At 65.0% G+C, this 21,442-nt stretch carries 24 protein-coding genes and 1 pseudogene; 16 read left to right on the top strand and 9 right to left on the bottom strand.

What is annotated here, in order from left to right; translation table 11 throughout:
• Positions 1-798, top strand: coding sequence for an acetolactate decarboxylase (budA, locus tag G6N54_RS00215; RefSeq protein ID WP_163788033.1), 798 nt, complete (start codon positions 1-3; stop codon positions 796-798).
• 80 nt (positions 799-878) lie between these two features.
• A complete protein-coding gene (locus G6N54_RS00210; RefSeq protein WP_163788032.1) occupies positions 879-2,021 on the top strand; it encodes a glycosyltransferase in 1,143 nt (380 codons plus the stop codon).
• Here G6N54_RS00210 and G6N54_RS00205 read toward each other — a convergent pair.
• Positions 2,018-2,482 carry a hypothetical protein gene (locus G6N54_RS00205; protein ID WP_232073189.1) on the bottom strand — a complete coding sequence of 155 codons (465 nt, stop codon included), beginning with the start codon at positions 2,480-2,482 and terminating at the stop codon, positions 2,018-2,020. The genes G6N54_RS00210 and G6N54_RS00205 overlap by 4 nt on opposite strands.
• A 111-nt stretch (positions 2,483-2,593) precedes the next feature.
• Between G6N54_RS00205 and G6N54_RS00200 the strand changes: the two genes are divergently transcribed.
• Positions 2,594-3,448, top strand: coding sequence for a sulfurtransferase (locus G6N54_RS00200; RefSeq protein WP_163788031.1), 855 nt, complete (start codon positions 2,594-2,596; stop codon positions 3,446-3,448).
• Between the two features lies 1 nt (position 3,449).
• Here the strand turns inward: G6N54_RS00200 and G6N54_RS00195 are convergent, their stop codons facing one another.
• Entirely contained in the window at positions 3,450-4,301 is an 852-nt protein-coding gene (locus G6N54_RS00195) for a 5'-methylthioadenosine/S-adenosylhomocysteine nucleosidase family protein (protein ID WP_232073186.1), read from the bottom strand.
• Between the two features lie 103 nt (positions 4,302-4,404).
• On the opposite strand from G6N54_RS00195, the gene G6N54_RS00190 reads away from it, so the two are divergent.
• The gene (locus tag G6N54_RS00190; RefSeq protein ID WP_163788030.1) at positions 4,405-5,229 is read left to right on the top strand and encodes an alpha/beta hydrolase; all 825 of its coding nucleotides are present in this window, start codon (positions 4,405-4,407) and stop codon (positions 5,227-5,229) included.
• Positions 5,230-5,374: 145 nt separating this feature from the next.
• Here the strand turns inward: G6N54_RS00190 and G6N54_RS00185 are convergent, their stop codons facing one another.
• Positions 5,375-5,962 (bottom strand): TetR/AcrR family transcriptional regulator, encoded by a 588-nt coding sequence (locus tag G6N54_RS00185; RefSeq protein WP_163788029.1) that lies wholly within the window; start codon positions 5,960-5,962, stop codon positions 5,375-5,377.
• 113 nt (positions 5,963-6,075) lie between these two features.
• On the opposite strand from G6N54_RS00185, the gene G6N54_RS00180 reads away from it, so the two are divergent.
• The 6 genes from G6N54_RS00180 (at position 6,076) to G6N54_RS30010 (ending at position 10,434) form a co-directional block, all read left to right on the top strand.
• On the top strand, positions 6,076-6,858 hold the full coding sequence (locus G6N54_RS00180; protein ID WP_163788028.1) for an SDR family NAD(P)-dependent oxidoreductase: 783 nt from the start codon (positions 6,076-6,078) through the stop codon (positions 6,856-6,858).
• The gene (locus G6N54_RS00175; RefSeq protein WP_163788027.1) at positions 6,855-7,736 is read left to right on the top strand and encodes an LLM class F420-dependent oxidoreductase; all 882 of its coding nucleotides are present in this window, start codon (positions 6,855-6,857) and stop codon (positions 7,734-7,736) included. The genes G6N54_RS00180 and G6N54_RS00175 overlap by 4 nt, the downstream gene beginning before the upstream one ends.
• Entirely contained in the window at positions 7,736-8,458 is a 723-nt protein-coding gene (locus G6N54_RS00170) for a hypothetical protein (protein WP_163794333.1), read from the top strand. Before G6N54_RS00175 ends, G6N54_RS00170 begins: the two co-directional genes overlap by 1 nt.
• Before the next feature lie 86 nt (positions 8,459-8,544).
• The gene (locus G6N54_RS00165; RefSeq protein WP_163788026.1) at positions 8,545-9,063 is read left to right on the top strand and encodes a lipoprotein LpqH; all 519 of its coding nucleotides are present in this window, start codon (positions 8,545-8,547) and stop codon (positions 9,061-9,063) included.
• Between the two features lie 59 nt (positions 9,064-9,122).
• The gene (locus tag G6N54_RS00160; protein WP_163788025.1) at positions 9,123-10,112 is read left to right on the top strand and encodes an alpha/beta fold hydrolase; all 990 of its coding nucleotides are present in this window, start codon (positions 9,123-9,125) and stop codon (positions 10,110-10,112) included.
• Positions 10,113-10,218: 106 nt separating this feature from the next.
• Complete coding sequence (locus G6N54_RS30010) at positions 10,219-10,434, top strand: hypothetical protein (RefSeq protein WP_232073842.1); 216 nt, start codon at positions 10,219-10,221, stop codon at positions 10,432-10,434.
• A 111-nt stretch (positions 10,435-10,545) separates the two neighbouring features.
• Here the strand turns inward: G6N54_RS30010 and G6N54_RS00150 are convergent, their stop codons facing one another.
• A complete protein-coding gene (locus tag G6N54_RS00150) occupies positions 10,546-11,193 on the bottom strand; it encodes a TetR/AcrR family transcriptional regulator (RefSeq protein WP_163788024.1) in 648 nt (215 codons plus the stop codon).
• A 133-nt stretch (positions 11,194-11,326) separates the two neighbouring features.
• On the opposite strand from G6N54_RS00150, the gene G6N54_RS00145 reads away from it, so the two are divergent.
• Positions 11,327-12,004: a peroxiredoxin-like family protein gene (locus G6N54_RS00145; RefSeq protein ID WP_163788023.1), complete on the top strand. Its 678-nt coding sequence runs from the start codon at positions 11,327-11,329 to the stop codon at positions 12,002-12,004.
• Here G6N54_RS00145 and G6N54_RS00140 read toward each other — a convergent pair.
• Positions 11,932-13,131, bottom strand: coding sequence for a cytochrome P450 (locus G6N54_RS00140; RefSeq protein ID WP_163788022.1), 1,200 nt, complete (start codon positions 13,129-13,131; stop codon positions 11,932-11,934). The two genes, G6N54_RS00145 and G6N54_RS00140, sit on opposite strands and share 73 nt — an antisense overlap.
• Positions 13,132-13,146: 15 nt before the next feature.
• Positions 13,147-13,797, bottom strand: a complete 651-nt coding sequence (locus G6N54_RS00135) for a TetR/AcrR family transcriptional regulator (RefSeq protein ID WP_163788021.1) — start codon at positions 13,795-13,797, stop codon at positions 13,147-13,149.
• A gap of 79 nt (positions 13,798-13,876) precedes the next feature.
• Here G6N54_RS00135 and G6N54_RS30940 point away from each other — a divergent pair, with 79 nt between their 5' ends.
• Both G6N54_RS30940 and G6N54_RS00130 read left to right on the top strand, forming a co-directional pair.
• Positions 13,877-14,005, top strand: coding sequence for a hypothetical protein (locus G6N54_RS30940; protein ID WP_264078305.1), 129 nt, complete (start codon positions 13,877-13,879; stop codon positions 14,003-14,005).
• Positions 13,990-14,775: a spirocyclase AveC family protein gene (locus tag G6N54_RS00130; protein ID WP_372513266.1), complete on the top strand. Its 786-nt coding sequence runs from the start codon at positions 13,990-13,992 to the stop codon at positions 14,773-14,775. Before G6N54_RS30940 ends, G6N54_RS00130 begins: the two co-directional genes overlap by 16 nt.
• Before the next feature lie 145 nt (positions 14,776-14,920).
• On the opposite strand, the gene G6N54_RS00125 is transcribed toward G6N54_RS00130, so the two are convergent.
• Both G6N54_RS00125 and G6N54_RS00120 read right to left on the bottom strand, forming a co-directional pair.
• Positions 14,921-15,895, bottom strand: a complete 975-nt coding sequence (locus tag G6N54_RS00125) for an LLM class flavin-dependent oxidoreductase (RefSeq protein ID WP_163788020.1) — start codon at positions 15,893-15,895, stop codon at positions 14,921-14,923.
• 45 nt (positions 15,896-15,940) lie between these two features.
• Positions 15,941-17,002 (bottom strand): NAD(P)H-dependent amine dehydrogenase family protein, encoded by a 1,062-nt coding sequence (locus G6N54_RS00120; RefSeq protein ID WP_163788019.1) that lies wholly within the window; start codon positions 17,000-17,002, stop codon positions 15,941-15,943.
• A gap of 349 nt (positions 17,003-17,351) precedes the next feature.
• Here G6N54_RS00120 and G6N54_RS00115 point away from each other — a divergent pair, with 349 nt between their 5' ends.
• Together G6N54_RS00115 and G6N54_RS00110 are read left to right on the top strand one after the other, a co-directional pair.
• Entirely contained in the window at positions 17,352-18,449 is a 1,098-nt protein-coding gene (locus G6N54_RS00115; protein ID WP_163788018.1) for an NAD(P)H-dependent amine dehydrogenase family protein, read from the top strand.
• Positions 18,450-18,475: 26 nt separating this feature from the next.
• On the top strand, positions 18,476-19,675 hold the full coding sequence (locus tag G6N54_RS00110; protein WP_163788017.1) for a MalY/PatB family protein: 1,200 nt from the start codon (positions 18,476-18,478) through the stop codon (positions 19,673-19,675).
• 21 nt (positions 19,676-19,696) lie between these two features.
• Here G6N54_RS00110 and G6N54_RS00105 read toward each other — a convergent pair.
• Positions 19,697-20,364, bottom strand: a pseudogene (locus tag G6N54_RS00105) (DUF2652 domain-containing protein).
• Positions 20,365-20,535: 171 nt separating this feature from the next.
• Here G6N54_RS00105 and G6N54_RS00100 point away from each other — a divergent pair.
• Positions 20,536-21,441: a haloalkane dehalogenase gene (locus G6N54_RS00100; RefSeq protein ID WP_163788016.1), complete on the top strand. Its 906-nt coding sequence runs from the start codon at positions 20,536-20,538 to the stop codon at positions 21,439-21,441.
• The last annotated feature ends 1 nt before the right edge of the window (position 21,442 follow it).

Raw genomic sequence — 21,442 nt, 5'->3', positions numbered from 1 at the left:
ATGAACGCGTACGACCACTTCCGCCACTGGGCCGCAACACTTCTCGAACATCAGCGCGCCAAAGACGGCGCCGAGGTCTACCAATTCTCGACGATCAGCGCCCTGCTCGAGGGCATCTACGACGGCGACGTCACCGTCGCCGAGATCCTGCGCCACGGCGACTTCGGCTTGGGCACCTTCAACCACCTCGACGGCGAGATGGTCATCGTCGACGGCGTCTGCTATCGCTTGCGTCCCGACGGAACCGCCACTCGCGCAGCACAAAACGATCGCAGTCCATTCGCCGCGGTGACCCGTTTTCACGCCGATTTCGAGATCGACATCGAATCCCGCACCGGGCAAGCCGATGTCCTCGGCGCGATCGACCGCGAGATCGAAAGCGCCAACCTGATCTACGCGATCCGAGTCACCGGGCAGTTCGCCGACCTGCACACCCGCACGGTCATGGAGCAGCATCCGCCTTATCCACCGCTGACCGAAGCCACCGAAGGCCAGGCCGAAACCCGATTCACCGATGTGACCGGTGTTCTGGTCGGCTTCCGCACCCCGCAATTCCAGCAGGGTATCTCGGTGGCCGGGTATCACCTGCACTTCCTCAACAGCGATCGCACGGCTGGCGGCCACGTGCTCGATTTCACCCTGCAGCGCGGAAAGGCCGCGGTCAGCGGCGCATCACAACTGCATCTGAGCCTGCCGACCTCCGGAGCGTTTCTCGATGCCCGGCTTTCCGGGGACAACCTGTCCGAGCAGATCGGCAAGGCGGAGGGCGGCGGCCGACGTGACGAGGACCGCGGTTAGTCGGCCGAATTCATGGACTGTTAAGGCACACGACAGGCCTGCATCGTTGAGTGCACACAAGCGCCACGTGTCCTCAGCTTATGCGCGTTGTACAGGTCGCCAACTTCTATGGCCCGCGGTCCGGCGGCCTTCGTACCGCGGTGGATCGATTGGGTGCGGAATACAGCGCCAGCGGCCACGAAGTGTTTTTGATCGTTCCCGGTCCGCGTTCGGGGCGTACCCTGCTGCCGACGGGTGTGGTCCGAATCACCATGCCCGCCTGGTTGATTCCCTTTACCGGGGGTTACCGAGCGGTGATGCCGGGTCCCGTCAAGGGACTGCTGGAAGCTCTGCAACCCGATGCGCTCGAAGTTTCCGACCGGCTCACATTGAGGTCACTCGGGCGGTGGGGCCGCGAACACGGCGCCACAACCGTGATGATTTCGCATGAGCGTCTGGATCGCCTTACCGGACAGGTACTTCCGCGTCGGCCGGCGCGCAGCCTCGCCGATTTCGCCAATGGCCGCACCGCCGCCGACTACGACACTGTGGTCTGCACTACCGGTTTCGCACGCGAGGAATTCGACCGTATCGGCGCCAAGAACGTCGTCACCGTACCGCTGGGTGTGGACCTGAAAACCTTCCATCCGAGTCGGCACTCTCCCCTGGTTCGCCGGCAATGGGCCACTCCCAATCAGCTCCTGTTGGTCCACTGTGGCCGGTTGTCGGTGGAGAAGCGGGCGGATCGCAGCATCGATGCGCTGGCCGCGCTGTGCGACTTCGGCGTCGACGCCCGACTGGTCGTGATGGGCGAGGGGCCGATGCGGGCCAAGCTGCAGCGACAAGCTACCGGGCTGCCGATCGACTTCACCGGATTCGTCTCCAACCGGGACACCGTCGCCGGGCTGCTGGCCTCGGCGGACGTCACCCTGGCGCCGGGGCCGCATGAGACGTTCGGGTTGGCCGCGCTGGAATCGCTGGCCTGCGGCACGCCGGCGGTGGTCTCCCGCACCTCAGCGCTCACCGAGATCATCACTCCGGACAGCGGCGCGTGGACCGACAACCATCCGGAGGCCATTGCCAGAGCGGTCGGCACGGTCATCAGCCTGCCCGAGTATCACCACCGGACGTGCGCGCGGCGCCGGGCGGAGAACTTCACCTGGCAGCGGGCTGCGGCCGGCATGCTGGCGACATTGGGGCCGGTCATCGGCGGGCCGGACGACGACACCGAGAACACCGCCTAGAAGTCGGCCGCACCCCACGAGCCCGGCGGGTAGGGCGGGACCTGGCCGGTAAACGCACCATCGGTGAGACTGCACAGGGTGTCGGTAATGGTTCCCGCATTCGCGGTCACCGTCGGCGCGCTGCCGGGCAGGATGCGGGCCACCAGCGCATGCCAGAAATAGCCGGCGCCGCCGTGCTCGTACCAGACGAACCAGTCGGCGCCCCGGTTGCCGGCACGGATCAGGCGCCGGAAAGGCAGCGTGGGATCGTCGACCGAATCCGTCTTGTTGAACGGGGCACCGATGTCGGCGATGGGCGGCAAAAGTTTGACGAGCTCCGGCGGTAACTGCGACAAGCTGTGCGCTTCGGTTACCGGAGTCGCCAGCGTGCACTGGGTATTCGGCATCGCGTTGGCCGGTGTCGCCGTCACGACAGCCAGTGCGAGGCCCGCCGCGAGCGCTACCCGATAGAAGTTGGCCATCGCGGCTCCCATCGACGCTCGGTGATGATCGCGACCCTACGCCGTTGTTTGCTGAGCCGAGCCACTTTCGGCCCTGGGCTAGGCTCGGTGCAGACAACGAGGAGGTGTGCCGTGGAAGGGCGCGACGGGGTGCTGATCACCGCCACGGAGCTGGCCGAACTGATCGAAGCCGGCGATCCGCTGACCATTTTGGATGTGCGTTGGCGGCTCGACGAGCCCGACGGGCGAGCGGCCTATACCGACGGCCACCTCCCGGGCGCGGTCTACGTGTCGCTCGACGACGACCTCAGCGATCACACCGTGACCGGGCGCGGCCGCCACCCGCTGCCGTCGGGGCGCAGCCTGGAGGCCGCCGCGCGCCGCTGGGGTATCCAGCAGGACTCGTTGGTCGTGGTCTATGACGACTGGAATCGGGCGGGTTCCGCGCGAGCGTGGTGGGTCCTGACTGCGGCCGGGCTCATGAATGTCCGCATCCTCGATGGCGGCCTGGGCGCATGGCGGGCGGCCGGGCAAGACCTCGAGACCGGCCCGGTCACTCCGGCGCCGGGCAATGTCACTGTGCCCCATGATGATTTGTACGCCGGAGCCCTGCCCACCCTGACGGCCGAACAAGCCGGCGCGGGCACCCTGACGCTGATCGACGCGCGCGCACCGGAGCGCTATCGCGGCGACACCGAGCCTGTCGATGCCGTCGCGGGCCACATCCCCGGAGCGAGGAATCTGCCCAGCGGCTCGGTGCTGGCGGCCGACGGCACCTTTCTCGGCGATTTGGCGTTGGCCCAGCAGTTGTCCGACCGCGGCATCGACCAGGCCGGCCCGCTGGGCGCCTACTGCGGCTCGGGCGTGACGGCCGCGATCGTCGTCGCGGCGCTTACGGCGATGGGACGCGAGACGGCGCTGTATCCGGGCTCGTGGTCCGAGTGGTCTTCGGATCCGAGTCACCCCGTCGCGCGCGGCTCCGAATAGATCACGCGCCGGGCCAACGCCCGAGAAAGGCCGCCGTCACTCGCGCGGCATTGACGGCGGCGACCCTCTTGTAGATGAAGAACTGAAACGGAAAGCCCGGCAGGCGAAGTGGATCACCCGGTCCGTCGGACATGCCGCGGATGCCCAGGAACGGCACGCCGTGCCCGTCCGCGACGGCCTGCGCCGCCGCCGTCTCGCTGTCCGTCGCATCGAAGGCCGGATCCGCCGCCGCCAGCACCTTCGCATTGCTGATCAGGCCGTGCCTCAGCCACGGCCACGCCGCCTGAAAGAAGTTGCCGGCGTAAAAGAATGAGCGATCGGGCGCGGTTCGCGGTAGGCAGCCGAACACCCCGCCGCCGTGCGGGATACCCGGGAATGCCTGCCCGTTGTTGTTGTCGTAGCTGCAGCCGTCGCCGCCGACCAGCAGTAACGGCTCATGCCGCATTCGCCTGGTGCTCTCCAGTGCGACGGAAAGGGTCTCGGCGGCGGCCAGCATGCCGGCATCGACCGGACGAAACGTCGTGCCGTTGTCCAGCGTCCATCGCGCCGGGATGGCGACATCGGCAATGCCGGTGCGTCCGGCCCCGCCAGCAACACCCGAAAATACCACTGCGCCAACGGTACTGGAGAAATGGGCTAATGCGGTCTCAGTGGTCTCGGTCGCGTTGACCAGGCCGATACCGGTCATCGCAACGATGACCTTCTTGCCGCGGATCGAGCCGAGGTAGAAGTGCCGACGGTCGGCGATCACCACCGGGTCAACGTCGAGCGTGGTATGAGACAGCACCGCATCGGCCTCGACAGGAAAGGCCGTGAGGACCAGCGTGTGCTGTTCGGATGGATCCACCGTCACGTTGCGCACTTCCTCGGTTCCGCGGCGTCACGTCATTATCGCCCTTTTCCCTCGTCCAGAATGACCAGAAGCTAGTCTCAGTGCGCGACAAAGGAGTCTGCTCATGCTCGAAGTGATCGAAAAAGCGCCGGGCCGCGACGTCGGAAAGCCGCCGGTGCTTTTCGTGCACGGCGCCTGGTACTGGGACGAGCACTTCTTGGACTTCTTCGCCGAAAAGGGTTATCCATCGCTGGCGGTAAGTCTTCGCGGCCACGGTAAGAGCGTCGATCCCAAACGAAATCACTTCTGTTCGATCGCGGATTACGTCGACGATGTCGCTTCCGTTGCCAAGAGCCTGCCCACACCGCCGATAGTGGTCGGCCACTCCATGGGCGGCTTCGTGGTTCAGAAGTACCTGGAATCACACGATGCCCCGGCCGCTGTGTTGCTCGCTTCCGTACCGCCGCGCGGCGTCACCTTGTTCATGTTGCGCAGAGGCAAACAGCATCGGTGGCATACCGTCCGAACGTTGTTGACTACCAAGTCATTACATCTGATCGGTGCCACACCCGAATTAGCGCGCGAGCACTTCTATTCTCGATTCACCCCGGAGGACGACGTGGTGCGCTACAGCGCACCGCTGGGGGAAGAATATGCGGGCCGGTGGTTCCTCGACATGCTGTTTCTCAATCTTCCCACGCCGGATCGCGTCGACACTCCCGTGCTGGTCCTGGGCGCCGAAAACGACGGCTGCTTCACGCAGCGCGAAGTACATCAGACCGCACGCGCCTATCGCACCCAAGCAGAGATCTTTCCCGACATGGGCCACAACATGATGGTCGAACCCGAATGGGCCCAGGTGGCCGAACGGATTCACGCGTGGCTTGAAGCGACCTCATCCCGTACGACACGGCAGCCGTTTGATGCCGCGGAAGAACGACGAGCGTAATCGGCCGGGCGGCCCGTGTTGCCCTTGCTGCTGACGAACGTGTCGGGGTCGAGCACCGCCGCGACGTCGCGATCCGAAGCGGTCTCGGGGTTCTCGACGACCAGCGATCCCAACACATTCGGCTTGCGAATGCTCGTCGGCCCGCCTACGCGGAAGCCTTGATTCCGGCAACGATCACATCCAACCCGGCACGAAAGTGGCTGGCGGTCTGGCGTCTAGCACGGGGGGTGGTGATTTCGGCGCGAGTTTCCTCCAGCGCTATCGAGCCCAGCAGGTACGTATACAAAACCGTATGGGCTGCGGCGGCAGCGGCTTTCGGAAGTCCCGACTCGGCGAGCAGGTTGCAGCTGTGCCGATCGAGCCGGCGAGCCGGCTCGTTGCCGGTGCTGGTCTGCAAGATGCTCGCGACACCGGGTACAGCGAGGATCATTTCCCTTGCGGCACAATAGAGCTCGATGAGGCGAGTGTCCCAGGCCCCGTCATCCGGGAGTGGAATCTCGGCTAATACCGACTCGGCAACCAGCTCGAGAGCCGCCTGCTTACTGGGGACGTAGTAGTACACCGAGGGCACGGCGGCGCCGAGTTCGGCGGCCAGTTCGCGCATTGTCACGCGCTGCACGCCGACGCGCTTCGCGAGGTCACGCAAAGCGACGATCACCTCGTCGCGATCGAGTCCCCCGTAAGCGCGGCGTGCGCTAGCCGTCGTCGTGACCGGATTTCCCGTGGCTACCACTACGTCATTCCCCCATCAATTTCGATCGTCATTTAAAGGCATTCGAGCACCGTTCGAATTTACCCGCTATCGCGCGGCCGTAATCCATGAATCCGCTATGTAATATTTGCCCAATGACGGGCCGGTTGGCGGGCAAGGTGGCGATTGTCACCGGGGCAAGCACCGGCCTGGGGCCCGTTTTAGGATCGGTACTCGTCCGCGAAGGCGCACGGGTACTGCTGGCTGCGCGGCGCGAGGAGCTGGTCCGCGAAGCCGCCGCGGCGGCCGGATCCGGCGCTATCGCGATGCGAGCCGACGTCACCGACGAGCAAGACGTCGCCGCGATGGTGGCACACGCGGTCGACGAGTTCGGACAGGTCGACATCCTGTGCAACAACGCCGCCGCCCCGGGACAAGACCGCTGGATTTGGGAACAGACGCTTGAAAACTGGAACCCCACCATCGCGATCGACGTCACCGCCGCGATGCTGTGTACCCGCGAAGTGCTCAACCAGTCGATGCTGAAACGCCGCTCGGGAGTCATCCTGAACTTCTCCTCCACCGCGGGTTACCACGGCATCGTCCGCAAAACCCACTACGTCACCGCGAAGGCATCGTTGCGTGCCTTCACCAAAACCGTCGCGCTCGAGGTCGGGCCGCACGGCATCAGGTGCAATTGCATCGTGCCGGGAGCCATCGACACTGATCTATATCGCAATTGGTTACAGCGAACGGCCAACGAACAAAGCGTCGAGGTCGAGACCGTGCGGGCAAAGTCGCTCAAAGACGTCGCCCTCCGCGATATTTCGTCGCCCGACGACGTGGCCAACCTGGCATTGTTCCTGGCCAGTGACGAGAGTCGAACCATCACAGGGCAATCGATCCCCGTCGATGCCAGAGGGTACATGCAGGGATGAGCACCCCGTCCGCAAAGCTGTCGGTGTCCACACCGGTGGTGATCACGCTGCCCCAGATCAGTGCCCCCTGGGAGCGCGACGCATCGATCGAGGACCTGGCTCAGATCGCCGAATCCGCGGACCGGCTGGGCTATCACCATCTGACCTGCAGCGAGCACATTGCGCTGCCGGTGGTGCTCGAACAGCAACACCGCGGCACGCGGTATTGGGATCCGCTGGCGACGTTGGGCTACCTGGCCGCCCGCACCCAGCGAATACGGCTAGCTACCAACGTATTGGTGCTTGCCTACCACCACCCGCTCGAAATCGCCAAGCGTTACGGCACATTGGACAAAGTCAGCAATGGCCGGCTCATTCTCGGCGTCGGCGTCGGCAGCCTCAAAGAGGAATTCGAGCTCCTCGGAATTCCTTTCGACGACCGCGGACCGCGCGGTGACGATGCGCTGCGGGCGCTGCGGGCAGCCTTGTCGGTCCCCGAGCCCGCCTATCACGGCGAGTTCTATTCGTTCGACGGCATGGTCGTCGACCCGTGCGCGGTCCAGGATCACGTTCCGATCTGGATCGGCGGACGCACGTTACGGTCGCTGCGCCGCGCCCTGACCCTGGCCGACGGGTGGACACCATTCAATGTGACGCTGCCGCAGGCCCGAGAATGGTTGGGTCGCTTCGAACTTCCGGCCGGATTCGAGGTGGTGCTGCCGCCGCCCGCGCCGCTGGACCCGATCAACGATCCCGAACGCACCCGCGAGCTACTCGCCGAGACCGCCGCGCATGGCGCGACCACCGTCAGCGCGTGGTTCAGACACAAGTCGCTGCAGCATTACCTAGAAAACCTGCAGCCGCTGGCCGAGGTTCATTCCCCCGGCGGTTCCGCGTGATCCGGATCAAGGCAGGCATTTTCAGCCTCACCGCTCCGTCCGGCGACGAAAGCGGTTACCTGCGTTGGCACCTGCTCGACCACATGCCCGAGCAATATCAACTTCCGGGGATCGTGCACGGATTGCGCTGGATCGCCGACGGCGATTACCTCAACCAGCGTCTCGCGGCCGACGGATCATTAGGCGAGACCGGCAACGTCGTGCACTATCTGGTCAGCGACCCCGTTGCAGAAACATTCGATGACTTCGTGGCCCTCGGCCGTGAACTGCGGGAGAACGGCCGCTTCCCCGTCGCACGCCCACTGCTGCAAATCGCGGGACTACGCCTGCTGCAGTGGCACGCCTCGCCGCACGCGCTCATCTCGGCTGAGGTGGTGCCGTTCCGGCCGCATCGCGGCATCCTGCTGATCGTCGAGGAGCCCACCGAAGGACGCTCGAACGAATGGCTGCAATGGCTGCATGCCGAGCACTTCCCGGCGCTACTCGCCACGCCCGGCACCGCGGGCGCCTGGACATTCGGTTCGAGCACCGGCTGGAGCCATTTGCCCCGCGGCTGGGCCGCCGACCATCAATACATCACCGTCGTTTACCTGGACGGCGATCCGCTCAGCACGACGGCGGCCCTGGCGCCGCTCGTCGAGGAACGCTGGCGATCGAACGCGGTGCGACCAGTATTCGCCGGTCCGCTGCGCACAATGATCCATTGGGAAGCCTGGCCGTAGCCCGGTGCGCTGAACAGCCGCTTCGCGGCTACGGTAGGCACGGCGCGTGCGCGCCTTCGGAGAAAAGACCTCTAGGAGGACTTGCGATGAAGAATCCGGACACTCGGCGGCGAATCGGCCGTTGTGGTGCCGGGCTCGGCGTGCTCGTGTTGGCCGCCGGCCTGTCGGCCTGTTCCCGCGATGGTGGCAAACCCGCTTCTGGGGCGAGCTCGAGTCCGGCGCCGTCAAACACCACCGTGATGCTGGATCAGCACTCGCACACGATCACCTCGAAAGTCGCCTGCACCAGTTCGGCCTCCGCGCCGCACGCAACGCCCCCGGAGTCGGGGGATCTGACGACGCGCATCACCGTTCACGACGACGCGGCGTCGCTGTCATTCGCGCTGTCGGACGAAAAGCCGCCAAGCGTTGACGGCTTTTCGATTTCACTGAAGGTCGGAAACGGTCAGTACCAGCTGCCCTATCAACCGACCCAATCCGTGAACCAGGTGATCGTCGCCAAAGACGGCAAGAGCTACACGATCACCGGCAATGGCCAGGGGACCATGCCCGGCCAAAACGGTATGCGACAGATCACATTCGGGATACATGTGACCTGTCCGTGAGCGATCGTGTGGCGAAACACCGGTTGTCTAACCATGATCGCCTCTGAGATGCTGACAGCTTGGACATCTTCGCGCAGTGGCAACAGGGTGGTACCGAGCTTCGCTGGCGGTCGACTACCGCCGCCAACGACGGGCAGGAAGTCGCGGTGTTCAGTCGCCGCTGCGGCACACCCGGGGCACCGGCACTGGTGCTCGTTCACGGCTTTCCGACGTCGAGCATCGACTACTTCGATCTGGCGCGCGAGCTGAGCTCCGATTTCGACATCTACGTGTTGGATTTTCCCGGTTATGGCTTGTCGGACAAGCCGCCGGAGCCGTACGTCTATTCGTTGTACGACGATGCACGTCTGCTCGTGCACGCGATCACCGACGTGTGGAAGCTGACCGAATTTCGGATGCTCACCCACGATCGCGGCAGCAGCGTCGGCATGATCGCGCTGGGCATGTTGGCCGCGCTGGACCCGCCGGTGGCCCCGCTCGATCTCATCGTGACCAATGCCAACATCTACCTTCCGCTGGCGAATCTAACGCTGTTCCAAACCGCGCTACTCGATCCCGAGACAGGGCGCGCCACCGCGGCAGCGACCACACCGGAGACCCTGGCGGCCGGCATGGGGGCCAGTACCTTCATGCCGAGGAGGAAATTGACCGACCCCGAAATCGCCGCGCTGGCCAGGTGCTTTGCCCACAACGACGGAATCCGGGTGCTGCCGGACACGATCCAGTATCTGAACGAGCGTGCCGACGACGAAACCAGTTGGCTTGAAGCACTTTCCAACAGCCAAGTGAACACCACCGTGGTGTGGGGACTGCACGACAGCGTCGCGCCGCTACGCGTCCCGAACCACGTTTGGCAGACGTACCTCAAGGCCAAGCCCGGTCGAAATCGCTACTGGGTGGTGCCGGGTGCCGATCATTACGTGCAGTGCGACGCGCCCCGGCAATTGGCTCAGATCGTCCTGCTGACCGTCCAAGAAGAAGACATTTCGCTGAGCACACTCGGAAACCAGCCCGACGGCGCGGTTCTGGTGGATCAAAGCGTTCTTTAAGCGTTACAGGGTGTTTCGGGCAGGCGAACCGTGATTACGTCGCTACGACCGGGCCGGACCGCGAGCCGTTTTCGGCGCCGGCGCGGCCGTCTATGTCGTCGGCTACCTGGTATTCGCGGCGGGTGCGCACCGCGCGCTGATCATTGCGTTGGACTTCGCGCTGGCCGGCGCGGGCATTGGGCTTGCCGAGCCGACCCAGTCGGCGGTGGTGTCGCAACTCCTACCGGATCGACTGCGCGGCCGCGGGTTCGGTGTGCTCGGCGCGATCCAAGCGGCCGGCGACGTGGTGGCGACGGTTGTCGCGGGTCTGCTCTACACCTGACCTCGCCAGCGCTGGCCTTCGGCTATGCCGCCGTGTGGATGGCGTTGGCCGTCGTAGTGAAACTACCTTCGCAGTCGAGCGGGCGACTGAGCCAATGGCTGCCACCGGTAGCTACCCGACGAGCTGTCCCTTCAAAGCTTCGGTAAGCCACTCGCGGTAGTTGTTTTGGCGCCACTTGCGAATGCCGACGAGGCTGTGGTGCAGGCCGGGATCGTTGTAAATCCAGATGATGTCGCGGGCCCGGCCGGCAGACAGGCCTTTGCGCAGTCCTCCCTTGCGGCGGAGCAGATTCGCGATACTCTCCGCCCCGGCAAGTCGCTGCCGGCTCATTTCCAGCCACAGTTCGTGAATTTCCGCATCGACTCCGGCAGCCGAACGCACCACTTCGTAGATCGCGGAAACCCGTTGCACAGCATCGCTGAGGATGCCGGCATATGCGGTGACGATCTCCGTCGGGTCCGTCATTGCGAACAACTTGCGTGCCTCCGGGCGCTCCAACAGAGGGACTTGCTCGTCATCGCCGACGATTGCCCGGTCGCACGCGGTCTTCAGTAGCCATGGCTTACCGCCGGCGGCGGCGAACACCGTCGAACGTCCTACCCCGGCCGCTTCGGCGATGGCATCAATCGAAGTGCCCGCATAGCCCCGCTCGATGAACAGCCGCGTGGCCGCATCGAGGACCAGCGCGCAGGTCGCGGCCGCCTGTTCGGCACGAATCCGTGACTGATACGGGTTGCGCTTGGCGGGTGGCGAATCCATCGGACTCCTAGTACACAGACGATACTCGACGATTATTCCAGATGAGGGTATTAATCCGACTCATAACTTATTGACTGGACTAGCGGTCTGATGAACTGCTTAGATGCCCAGATGACGAGAGGACGTCGACCCCATGAGCCCTGCCCACCTCGAGGCCGGCGGCCAGTTCCCGCGGCTGAGCCTGACCGAGATCTCCGGCGGACCGGTCGCGATCCCCGACCCTAACGGCGCGCTGACCCAGCTTCAGTTCCGGCGATTTGCCGGTTGCCCGATCTATAACCTGCACCTGCGCTCGATCAGCGGCCGGATCGACGAGATCACCGCGGCGGGTGTACGGGAAGTCGTGATATTCCATTCCACCCCAACAGAACTGCGGAAATATGAAGACGATCTCCCCTTCGCCGTAATCGGGGATCCCGAGAAGGAGCTATACCGGCGGTTCGGTGTGGACGCATCCGCCAAGGCGATTCTCAAGCCTGCAGCGTGGCGAGCGCTGCCCCGCGGCTGGTGGCATGCCGCCCGGACCGCAATGACCAAGCGTCACGCCCCGCTGCCGGCCAACCCCACCAACGGCAATCTCGGCTTGCCCGCCGACATTTTGATCGACGCCGACGGGCGCATCCTCGCGGCGAAGTATGGCGAGCACGCCTACGACCAATGGAGTGTCGACGAACTGCTATCCCTCAGCCGCCGCTACGAGGCCGCGAGTGCGCGGCTAGCCGCACGTTCGGCGGGAGATCACCCCACTACAACGGGCAAGCGCGCCCAGCCGCGCACGCTCGCGGTGTGTGCTCGTTGGGCCTTCGCGTAGTCGACTTCCCAGTCGGGCCAGCGTTTGAGCACTTCTTCGAAGGCCACCCGCGCCTCCAGCCGGGCCAGCGCCGAACCCAAGCAGAAATGTAGGCCCTGCCCGAAGCTGAGATGACTTCCGCCGCGGTGAATGTCGTAGCGATCGGGATCATGGAACTGACGCTCGTCGCGGTTGGCCGACGCGTTGAGCAGCAGCATGTACGACCCCTCGGGAATCGCGCGACCGTACAGCTCGGCGTCCTGCGCGACGTAACGGGCCTGCACGGGCGACGGGGGCTCGTAGCGCAGTGTCTCCTCGATCGCTCCGGGGATCAGCGACGGGTCGGTGGCGAGTTCGCGGCGTGCATCTGGGTTGTCGGACAGCAGCTGTCCCATGAAACCGATTAGGCGCGCGGTGGTTTCGTTGCCGGCACCCGCGATCATCGCGGTGTAGGACAGCACCTCGGTCCGTGACAGCGGACGCTTGCCGTCACCCTCGTCAATCTCGGCCCGCAACAGTTCGGTCATCAGATCGTCGGACGGGTGACTGGCCCGCCACTCGATGTACTCCGCGAACATGCCGATCGCATTCGCGAACACGTCGGCGTCGGCCTTTGCCGGGTCGCGGTCCTTGGACATTTCGATGTTGGCGACACTGCGGTCGCGGATTTTCTCTTGATCTTCCTCGGGGATGCCGAGGAGGTAGCCGATGGTGCGCATGGGCATCATCGCGCCGAGGTTGGCGATGAAATCGAAACCGCTCGCACCAACCAATGGGTCAAGCTCGCGCACGCAGAACCCACGCACTAACTCCTCGACCGCCAGCATCCGCCGCGGCGTGAAGACCCGGGACAGCAGTTTGCGGTGCAAGTCGTGCAACGGAGGATCCTCGAAGAGCAGAATGCCCGGTGGCACTTCGATATTCGCGAACAAGATGTCGGCCGTCGTCCCGCGTCCGGACCGGTATGTCTCCCAGTTGTGCAGCTCCCGTGCCACGTCGTCGTATCGGCTCAACGCGTAGAAGTTGAACTTCTCGTTGTAGTACAGCGGCGCTTCCTCGCGCATGCGCTTCCACACCGGGTACGGGTTCGAGTCGATGTCGACATCGAATGGGTCGTAATACAACTCGACCGCGCTGGGGCTTGTCATGGCCGGATTCCTAATTCAGTCGTTGCGGTGCAAGAAGCCGTGCAAGAGCGCTTGAACGAGTTCCTCAACGATCACCTCCCGCGGCGGTGGCGTGTCCCCGAAGTACGTCGAACGCAGCGCGGCCATTCCCGCGATCATCGAAACCGCCGAGTGGGCGGGCAGGTCCGGGTGGTCGGACCGCAAGCCCCGCAATTGCATTCCTTCAACGCTGATTTGGCCGAGCACCGTGACGGCCCGGCGGATCTCTGCTATCCCGGCATCGGCCTTTTCCTCCTCGCTGAGACTCTCGGCCGACATCAGCGTCAGCAGCAGACCGTGATGTTCGACGAACACGTCATAGAGCTGCGATACGAAGAGCCGCGTCAGCTCCTTCTCGTCGGTCTCCTCGGGGACCACCGACCGCCAGGTCTGACCGAATTCGTCGACGAAGCTCACGAACGGCACCACCAGCGCCTCCCGGAACAGCGCTGCCTTCGAGCCGAAGTTGCGGAACAGCAGGTGTTCGGTGACACCGGCGGCCTGGGCGATTTCACGCGTCGTGGTGCTGCGGTAGTCCTGGCCAGCGAAGAGCGCGCGGGCGGCGTCGAGCAGCAGCCGGCGCGGCTCACCCCGAGGTCGGCGCACCACCGTCGCCCGTATCGGCCGCTTAGTTGCTCGCTGGGGCACCGAGGTCCACTCCTCCAAAACTCCGCCTTGAGGATAGTATCCGCTACCTTAAAGAGCGCCAATTCGAAAGGGTTACACCATGGGCGCTGTCATCATGCTCGGCATGCTGTTCGGCCTGATCGTTCTGATATTCGGGCTCGTGATCCGCTTCGATCCCGAGGCGCGGCGGGCGCCGAGCGACGAGGGCCGCCAGTGCACACCGAGATGACCCCGTACCTGGCGGGGGCGATGTATTTCGCCTACGTCAGCAGCACCGTGTTCCTGATCGTCGGGGTCTATCTGAGTTACCGTCGCGGGCGCATCCACCCGCTGCTGCTGCTGGGCATCTCGGCGATCTCGTTCTCGTGGATCGAGTCACCGTACGACTGGGCGATGTACGCACAGTTTCCGCCCGCGCTGCCCCGCATGCCGTCGTGGTGGCCGTTGAATGTCACGTGGGGCGGGTTGCCTTCGTCGGTGCCGATCGGCTACGTCTCCTATTTCGTCATTCCCGCCCTGACCGGTGCCGCCCTCGGACGTTGGCTGAGCGCAAAGTTCAACTGGCGCAGACCAATTACCCTCCTGGTGGTCGGCCTCGTCGTCGGATTCTGCTGGGCGCTGTTCTTCAACGCCTTCACCGGTGCCGAGCTCGGCAACTTCTACTACGGCTACGTGATTCCCGGCCTGGCGATCTTCGAAGGGACCAAGCACCAGTACCCGCTGTATGACTCGCTGGCGATGGGCATCCAGATGATGGTCTTCACCTACCTGCTCGGGCGCACCGATGCGCAAGGCCGCAATGTGATCGACATGTGGGCCGATAAGCGATCGAAGACTCGGACGCAGTCGTCGCTGCTGTCCATCGCGGCCGTGATCGTCGTCGGACATCTGGTGTACGGCGCGGTCTTCGCGCCCCACCTCATCACGAAGCTGGGCGGCTGGGTGACGGTGGGTCCGACCGAGCAGCTATACCCGGGCGTGCCCAACCAACCCAAGTAGAACCCTCGCGCCGAACGTCGAGTTGTTGCGTGAAAGCGCGGGAATTCTTCCCGACAACTCGACGCTCGGCGCGGTTGATCGAAGGAGATGTCCAGTGAGCTACGAGAGCAGGGCCCGAGCCGATCGCTTCGGCGAGGAATAACGCTCAGCCCAGTGCCTGGGGAAGCACCACTTCCCCGACCCGCTTGAGATATGGCCACGCGATGTCCGGTGGCAACCCACCGCACAGCGGCGACAAGTTGAGCATCTTGCCCGATTGAACCCACGAAATCGCCTCGGGGACAGACATAATGATGTGCGAACCCGGATTCGCACGCAGCTCGTCGACCGTCTGTACGTGCGAGAACCCCGCCGTCGTCTCGTCCCCGGGATTCCAGGCGGCATACATGCGCACGTCGTGCAGCAGATGCTCGCCGATCTCTTTCCACGCCTGATCCACGTCGTCGGCGACGAACACGACCGACGGTGTGTCGCGGTCGGGGAACATCGTCGGCCCGGGCTGATGGCCGTGCTCGCGGCAGGCCTCCTCGTACGCCTCCCGGATGCCGGGCGCATTGGCGTTGCCCAGCATGCCCAGACCGTACTTGCCGGCCCGACGGGCCGCCGCCAGCGCGCCGCCACCCCACATCATCGCCGGGCCGCCCGCGCTCAACGGCGCGGGTGTCACGTGGACCCGGCGTCCGTCTTCCTCGACGGTTTCGCCGGTCAACAGCCTGCGCAGCAGGCCCAGATTCTCGTCGGCGATCCGGCCACGCCTCTTGATCGCCAAGCCGAAGTGTTCGAATTCCTCGGGCCGGTATCCGAGGGCCAGGGTGTAGATCACGCGCCCGCCGCTGATGATGTCGAGGACCGCCATGTCCTCGGCCAGCCGGACCGGGTCGTAGAACGGCAGAATCAGGATCAGGTTCATCGACAACCGTTGGGTGCGGGCCGCAATGACCGGCGCCAGGATCATCGGCGACGGCAGATAACCGTCTTCAGATCCATGGTGCTCACACAACACCGCGGCCAGCCCGCCGTGTTCTTCTGCCCAGGCACACATTTCGGGGACCGCGGCATACAGCTCGGCGGGAGGCGCGCCCCACGACGGGGCACGCATATCGAAGCGCAGTGAGAACAAGGCGACTCCTAGCTGACCTGAAGCTGCGGGACGTACGTTACACGTTCAGTCGAAGGCGTAAAGCGGCAGAGTCGTCGGAATATCCAGCGAGCTGAGCAGGCCAGCGGGCGCGTCGACGACATACGGGATCGCATTGACCACCCGCATAGCCGTGGACGCCATCGCGGCATGGCCCGCCGCGTGCCCCTCCGCCGCCCCGAGCGTCATCTCGCAGTGGATATCGGGATCGCCTTCGATGTCGACGCGATACGTGGCGTCGCACTCCGAGGTCGGCCACGACGGTGCGACATCGCGCGCCATCCGGATGACATGCTCGATCACGATGGCTTCGGCCCCGTTGACGATGCCCACTGCCCGGGTGCGGACGGCGCCGCAGGTACCCGCCTTGATCGTGCCGAACGCGACCTCGATGTCCCGGTCCGTCAGCTCACGATCGAGCGAAGCGCGAATCTCTTCCACCTCGACGCCGAGCCCCGCTGCCATCAGATAAATCGGTGCTTTCCAGGCTATTTCGATGAACCCGGGCGTCTTGAGAATCGGCTCGAAATCCAGCGGCCGGCCGAAGCCCATCCCGTCCATCATCACGTCGGCCACCGGATAGTGGTCGTTGAGGGCGACCTCGCTGGCGGTGATCCGGCGGATCCGCTTGGACTGGGTCGTCATCAGCAACGCGAGCTGATCCGAGGCGAAGCCGGGAAAGATGCCCGACACGTAGAATGACGCCTGGCCGGCCTTGGCCGCCGCGTCCAGCTCGTCGCGCCAGTTGGGCGCGAAATACGACGGCGGGTACACCAGACTCGTCGACGACGTCGACACCACATTGATACCCGCCTTCAGCAGCCGCACGTAGTCGGGCACGGCCGCGCCATCGCGATCGGGGCCACTCGCCGCGTACACCGCGCAGTCGGGCCCCAGCGCGATCAGCGCGTCGGCATCGTTGGTCGCCGCCAGCCCCAGCGGAGCACCTCCGGCCAACTCGCCGACATCCTTGCCGACCTTCTCGGGCGAATGCACCCAGACACCAACAAGTTCCAGATCGGGCCGACCGCAAATGGCGTCGATCGCAATCGAACCCACTCCCCCGGTGGACCACACGACAACACGCACAACGGGTCTCCTTTGACTAAGCCCGCGTGCTGACCGCCGCGGCACGTTCAAGGTTTGGCCACGCCACATCCGGTGCTACGCCGCCGCGCAGCGGAGCCAGCGGCAGCAATTGCCCGCTCTGCGCCTAGTCGGCTGTCTCGCCGGAAGTCAGGATGCGGTACGGCCCGCCGTCTTCGCGCAGCGCCGCTACGCTGTCGCCCGCGAGCATGACGTGCCCTCACACCCCGCACCCTAACCTAAAATTTGTTCATTAGGATAGTACTTACTCTCTTAACCCCTTGACCCTACCGGTGAGCGGCTGTAGCTTCCGACGTAAGAGCAAGCGCCACCACGTCTTTCGGAGGATCAGATGACGGCTCAGCGGGTAGTGGTATGGGCGACGGGCGGGATCGGCTCGATCGCGATTCGCGCCATCGATCGGCGCCCCAATCTCGACCTGGTCGGCGTGTGGGCGCACTCCCGCGAGAAAGACGGCAAGGATGCCGGCGAACTCGCCAACGGCGAGCCGATCGGCGTGAAAGCCACCAACGACGCCGACGCGCTGATAGCGCTGGCGCCGGACTGTGTGATCTACGCGGCCAGCGGCCCGGAGCGCGACGCGCTGGCCATTCCCGACTACGTCCGGCTGCTCGAGGCCGGGATCAATGTCGTCACGACCAGCACCACCCGGCTGGTCAATCCGCACGCCTACGAACCCGCCGAATGGCGCGACCAGCTGGCCGCCGCGGCCAAGCAGGGCCAGGTGTCGCTCTACGCGTCGGGCATCGAGCCGGGCTTTGCCGCCGACTACCTGCCGTTGGTGCTATCCACCCAGTCGTCGTCCATCGACAGGATCCACTCCTGGGAGATCGGCCTCTACGACGACTACGCCGTGCCAGACATCATGAGCGACGCGCTGGGCTTCGGCCGGCCCCTCGACTACCAGCCCTGGATCGGCTTTCCGGGTGCGATCGCCGGTGAATGGCAGGGGCAGATCCGGTTGATCGCCGACGCGCTCGGCGTCGAAGTCCAGGAGGTCCGCGAGCATTTCGACCGCGCGGTCACCAACCGGACCCTGGAGGTCGCCATGGGCACCGTCGAGGCGGGTACGGCCGGTGCGCTGCGCATGCGGGCGACCGGTGTGGTCGACGGCCGCGAGGCCATCGTCATCGAACACATCACCCGGCTCGCACCCGACGTCGCACCCGAATGGCCAACCGGCATCGGCGATCTGTCGTACCGTGTTCAGATTTTCGGCGACCCCGATATCGACTGCAGCATGGCGGCAACGCTGAAGGATCCGCGCAAGGCCGGAGTCGGGAGCATGACGTCGGGTGCGGGCGCCATGGTCGCCACCGCGATGCGCGTCGTGAACGCCGTGCCCTATGTCGTTGCCGCCGAGCCCGGGCTCTTGAGCTCGGTCGACCTGCCTTTGACGATCCCCAGGGGCGCGTTTGTGACCGGGTGACTCCGCCCGCGGCCTAGTCTGCGGGAATGACGCCTAATCCACTCGAGGAACTCACGCTGCCGCAATTGCGACTGCGCACCAGCATGAAGTGGCGCGCGCATCCCAACGACGTCTTGCCGTTGTGGGTCGCCGAGATGGATGTCAACCTACCCCCCACCGTCGCCGATGCCCTGCGAACCGCGATCGACAACGGCGATACCGGCTATCCGGCGGGGACCGCCCTTGCCGAGGCCGTCGGCGAATTCGCGTCGCGGCGTTGGCAATGGCACGGTCTCGAGGTCAGCCGCACGACCGTAGTGCCGGACGTCATGCTCGGAATCGTTGAGACACTGCGGCTGATCACCGATCCGGGCGACGCGGTCGTCGTCAACGCGCCGGTGTATGCGCCGTTCTACGCCTTCGTGACGCACTCGGGACGACGGGTGATCGAGGCGCCGCTCGATGCCGGGGGGCGAATTGCGTTGGACGCGTTGGAGGAAGCCTTCACACGCGCGCGGGCGTCGGACCGGAAGGTCGCCTACTTGTTGTGCAATCCCCACAACCCGACCGGGACGGTACACACGGTCGACGAATTGCGCGGCGTAGCCGAATGCGCGCGGCGGTCGCGCGTGCGGGTGGTCGCAGACGAGATTCACGCGCCGGTGGTCTTGCCGGGTTCGCGATTCACGCCGTACCTGAGCGTCCCCGGCGCCGAGGATGCGTTCGCGCTGACCTGCGCCTCCAAGGGGTGGAATCTCTCCGGGCTCAAGGCGGCACTGGCCATCGCCGGGCCCGAGGCGGCCGCCGATCTGCAGCGGATGCCCGAGGAGGTCAGCCACGGGCCAAGTCACCTGGGCATCATCGCGCACGCGGAAGCGTTCCGCAGCGGCGGCGACTGGCTGGACGCGCTGCTGGCGGGCCTGGACGCCAACCGCACACTACTGAGCGATCTGGTCGCCAAACCGCTACCAGGCGTGAAATATCAAGGCACACAAGGCACCTACCTCGCCTGGCTGGATTGTCGGGAGCTCGGTTTTACCGAAGAAGCCGGCGACGGCCTCGCGGTGGTGGCCGACCTGTCCGGACCGGCCCGCTGGTTTCTCGACCACGCCCGTGTCGCGCTGAGCTCCGGGCATGTCTTCGGCACCGGCGGAGCCGGGCATGTGCGGCTGAATTTCGCTACCTCGCGGGCGATTCTCACCGAAGCCGTCTCGCGCATGGGCCGCGCGCTCGCCGACGCTCAGTAACGCTGTGCAACAGCGCTTTCGCTAGGCAGGAATCTCCTCGGCGCCGCGGCCCAGGTTGCGGAAGCCGTCGGCGGGTTTCTTCAGACCGAGCAGGAACGGCATCGAATTCAGCTCGAACATCGCCGTCATCCCGAGTCGGCCAAGCCGCGCTGCGGCGGTGCCGGTGGCGCCTCCGACGTGGCGAGGTCGATGTAATGCGTGGACGTTTCACCGATGCCCTCGAAATCGTGCGTGAGCGGCACCGAAAGCCCACGTATCGACTCATCGAGGCTCGCCGCAACCGTATCGGTCATCAGCACGTATTCCGGCACTGGGACCTGGTTTTTCAGCATCCGGTGCACGAGGATGACGTCGACGCCGGCGAGTTCGACATGGCGCTTTACCTTCTGCGTGGCCACCTCGCCTTCGTGCGCGACGAACTTCAGCGACAGGCTGTCGAGCTGTCTGCAGCTCGCACACTCGCAGGCTATGTCGGCTTTAATTCGCTGCCGCCGGGCGAGGAACGAATGACGCATGCGCCAGAGCCGATCGGACACCAGCACATTGGCGTTACCGTCCGACGCCCAGAAGAATGCGGCGTCGCCCTCCAACTTCGCCAACTTCAGGCCTTTAGCAGCATCGATCACCGATTCCAGTAGCTGCGCGACCGTCTGCTGCGCATGCGCGAGGTGCGTCCGGTTCCAGGCCATGTAGTTGGTGTAGCCGCCGATATCGGCAATCAGCAGTACGGCGCGACGAATGGCCGTGATTTCGCTATTTTAGTGGCCTGTCGGCTTCTTCCCCAATGAAATTTCGTACTAGACGAAGTGGCATCGCGGAGAGAGGCTTGGAGGGGTGCCCGTTCACCGGAGGAGCTGAATATGGATGTGCTGCGAACCCCGGACTCCCGATTCGAAAACTTGGAAGGCTATCCGTTCGTAGCGAACTACATTGATGTGGCGGCAAGCGACTCCCCGCCGGTGCGCATGCACTTTCTCGACGAGGGACCGGCCGATGGCCCGCCGATCGTCCTGCTGCATGGCGAACCCACGTGGAGCTACCTGTACCGCACGATGATTCCGCCGCTGGTTGACGCGGGAAACCGCGTGCTCGCGCCCGACCTGATCGGCTTTGGCCGCTCCGATAAGCCCAGCCGGATGGAGGATTACACCTATCTCCGGCATGTCGAGTGGGTGACGGCCTGGTTCGAGCGCCTGCGACTGAAGGAAGTCACGCTGTTCGTCCAGGACTGGGGTTCGCTGATCGGGCTGCGCATCGCCGCCGAGCAGGGCGAGCGGATCGCGCGGGTGGTCGTGGCGAATGGCTTTCTACCCACCGCCCAGCGACGCACCCCTCCCGCCTTCCACGCGTGGCGAGCCTTTGCCCGCTACTCCCCCGTATTGCCCGCCGGTCGCATCGTCTCGGCCGGCACCGTCCGCAGGGTTCCGCCCAAGGTGCGAGCCGGCTATGACGCCCCCTTTCCGGACAAGACGTATCAAGCCGGAGCCCGGGCATTTCCGCAATTGGTACCGACTTCGCCCGACGACCCGGCCGTTCCGGCCAATCGAGCGGCCTGGGACGCCCTGGGCCGGTGGGAGAAACCCTTGCTCGCTATCTTCGGTACCCGCGACCCGATCCTGGGGCAGGCCGACCGTCCGCTGATCAAGCACGTCCCCGGGGCGGCCGGCCAGCCGCACGCCCGCATCAGGGCCGGACACTTCATCCAGGAAGACAGCGGACCGGAACTGGCCGAACGCGTGCTCGCCTGGCAGAAACCGCTGCTATGAA

The organism is Mycobacterium stomatepiae, assembly GCF_010731715.1.
GTDB classification, from domain to species: domain Bacteria; phylum Actinomycetota; class Actinomycetes; order Mycobacteriales; family Mycobacteriaceae; genus Mycobacterium; species Mycobacterium stomatepiae.
This window is presented reverse-complemented; position numbering and strand designations above follow the sequence as displayed.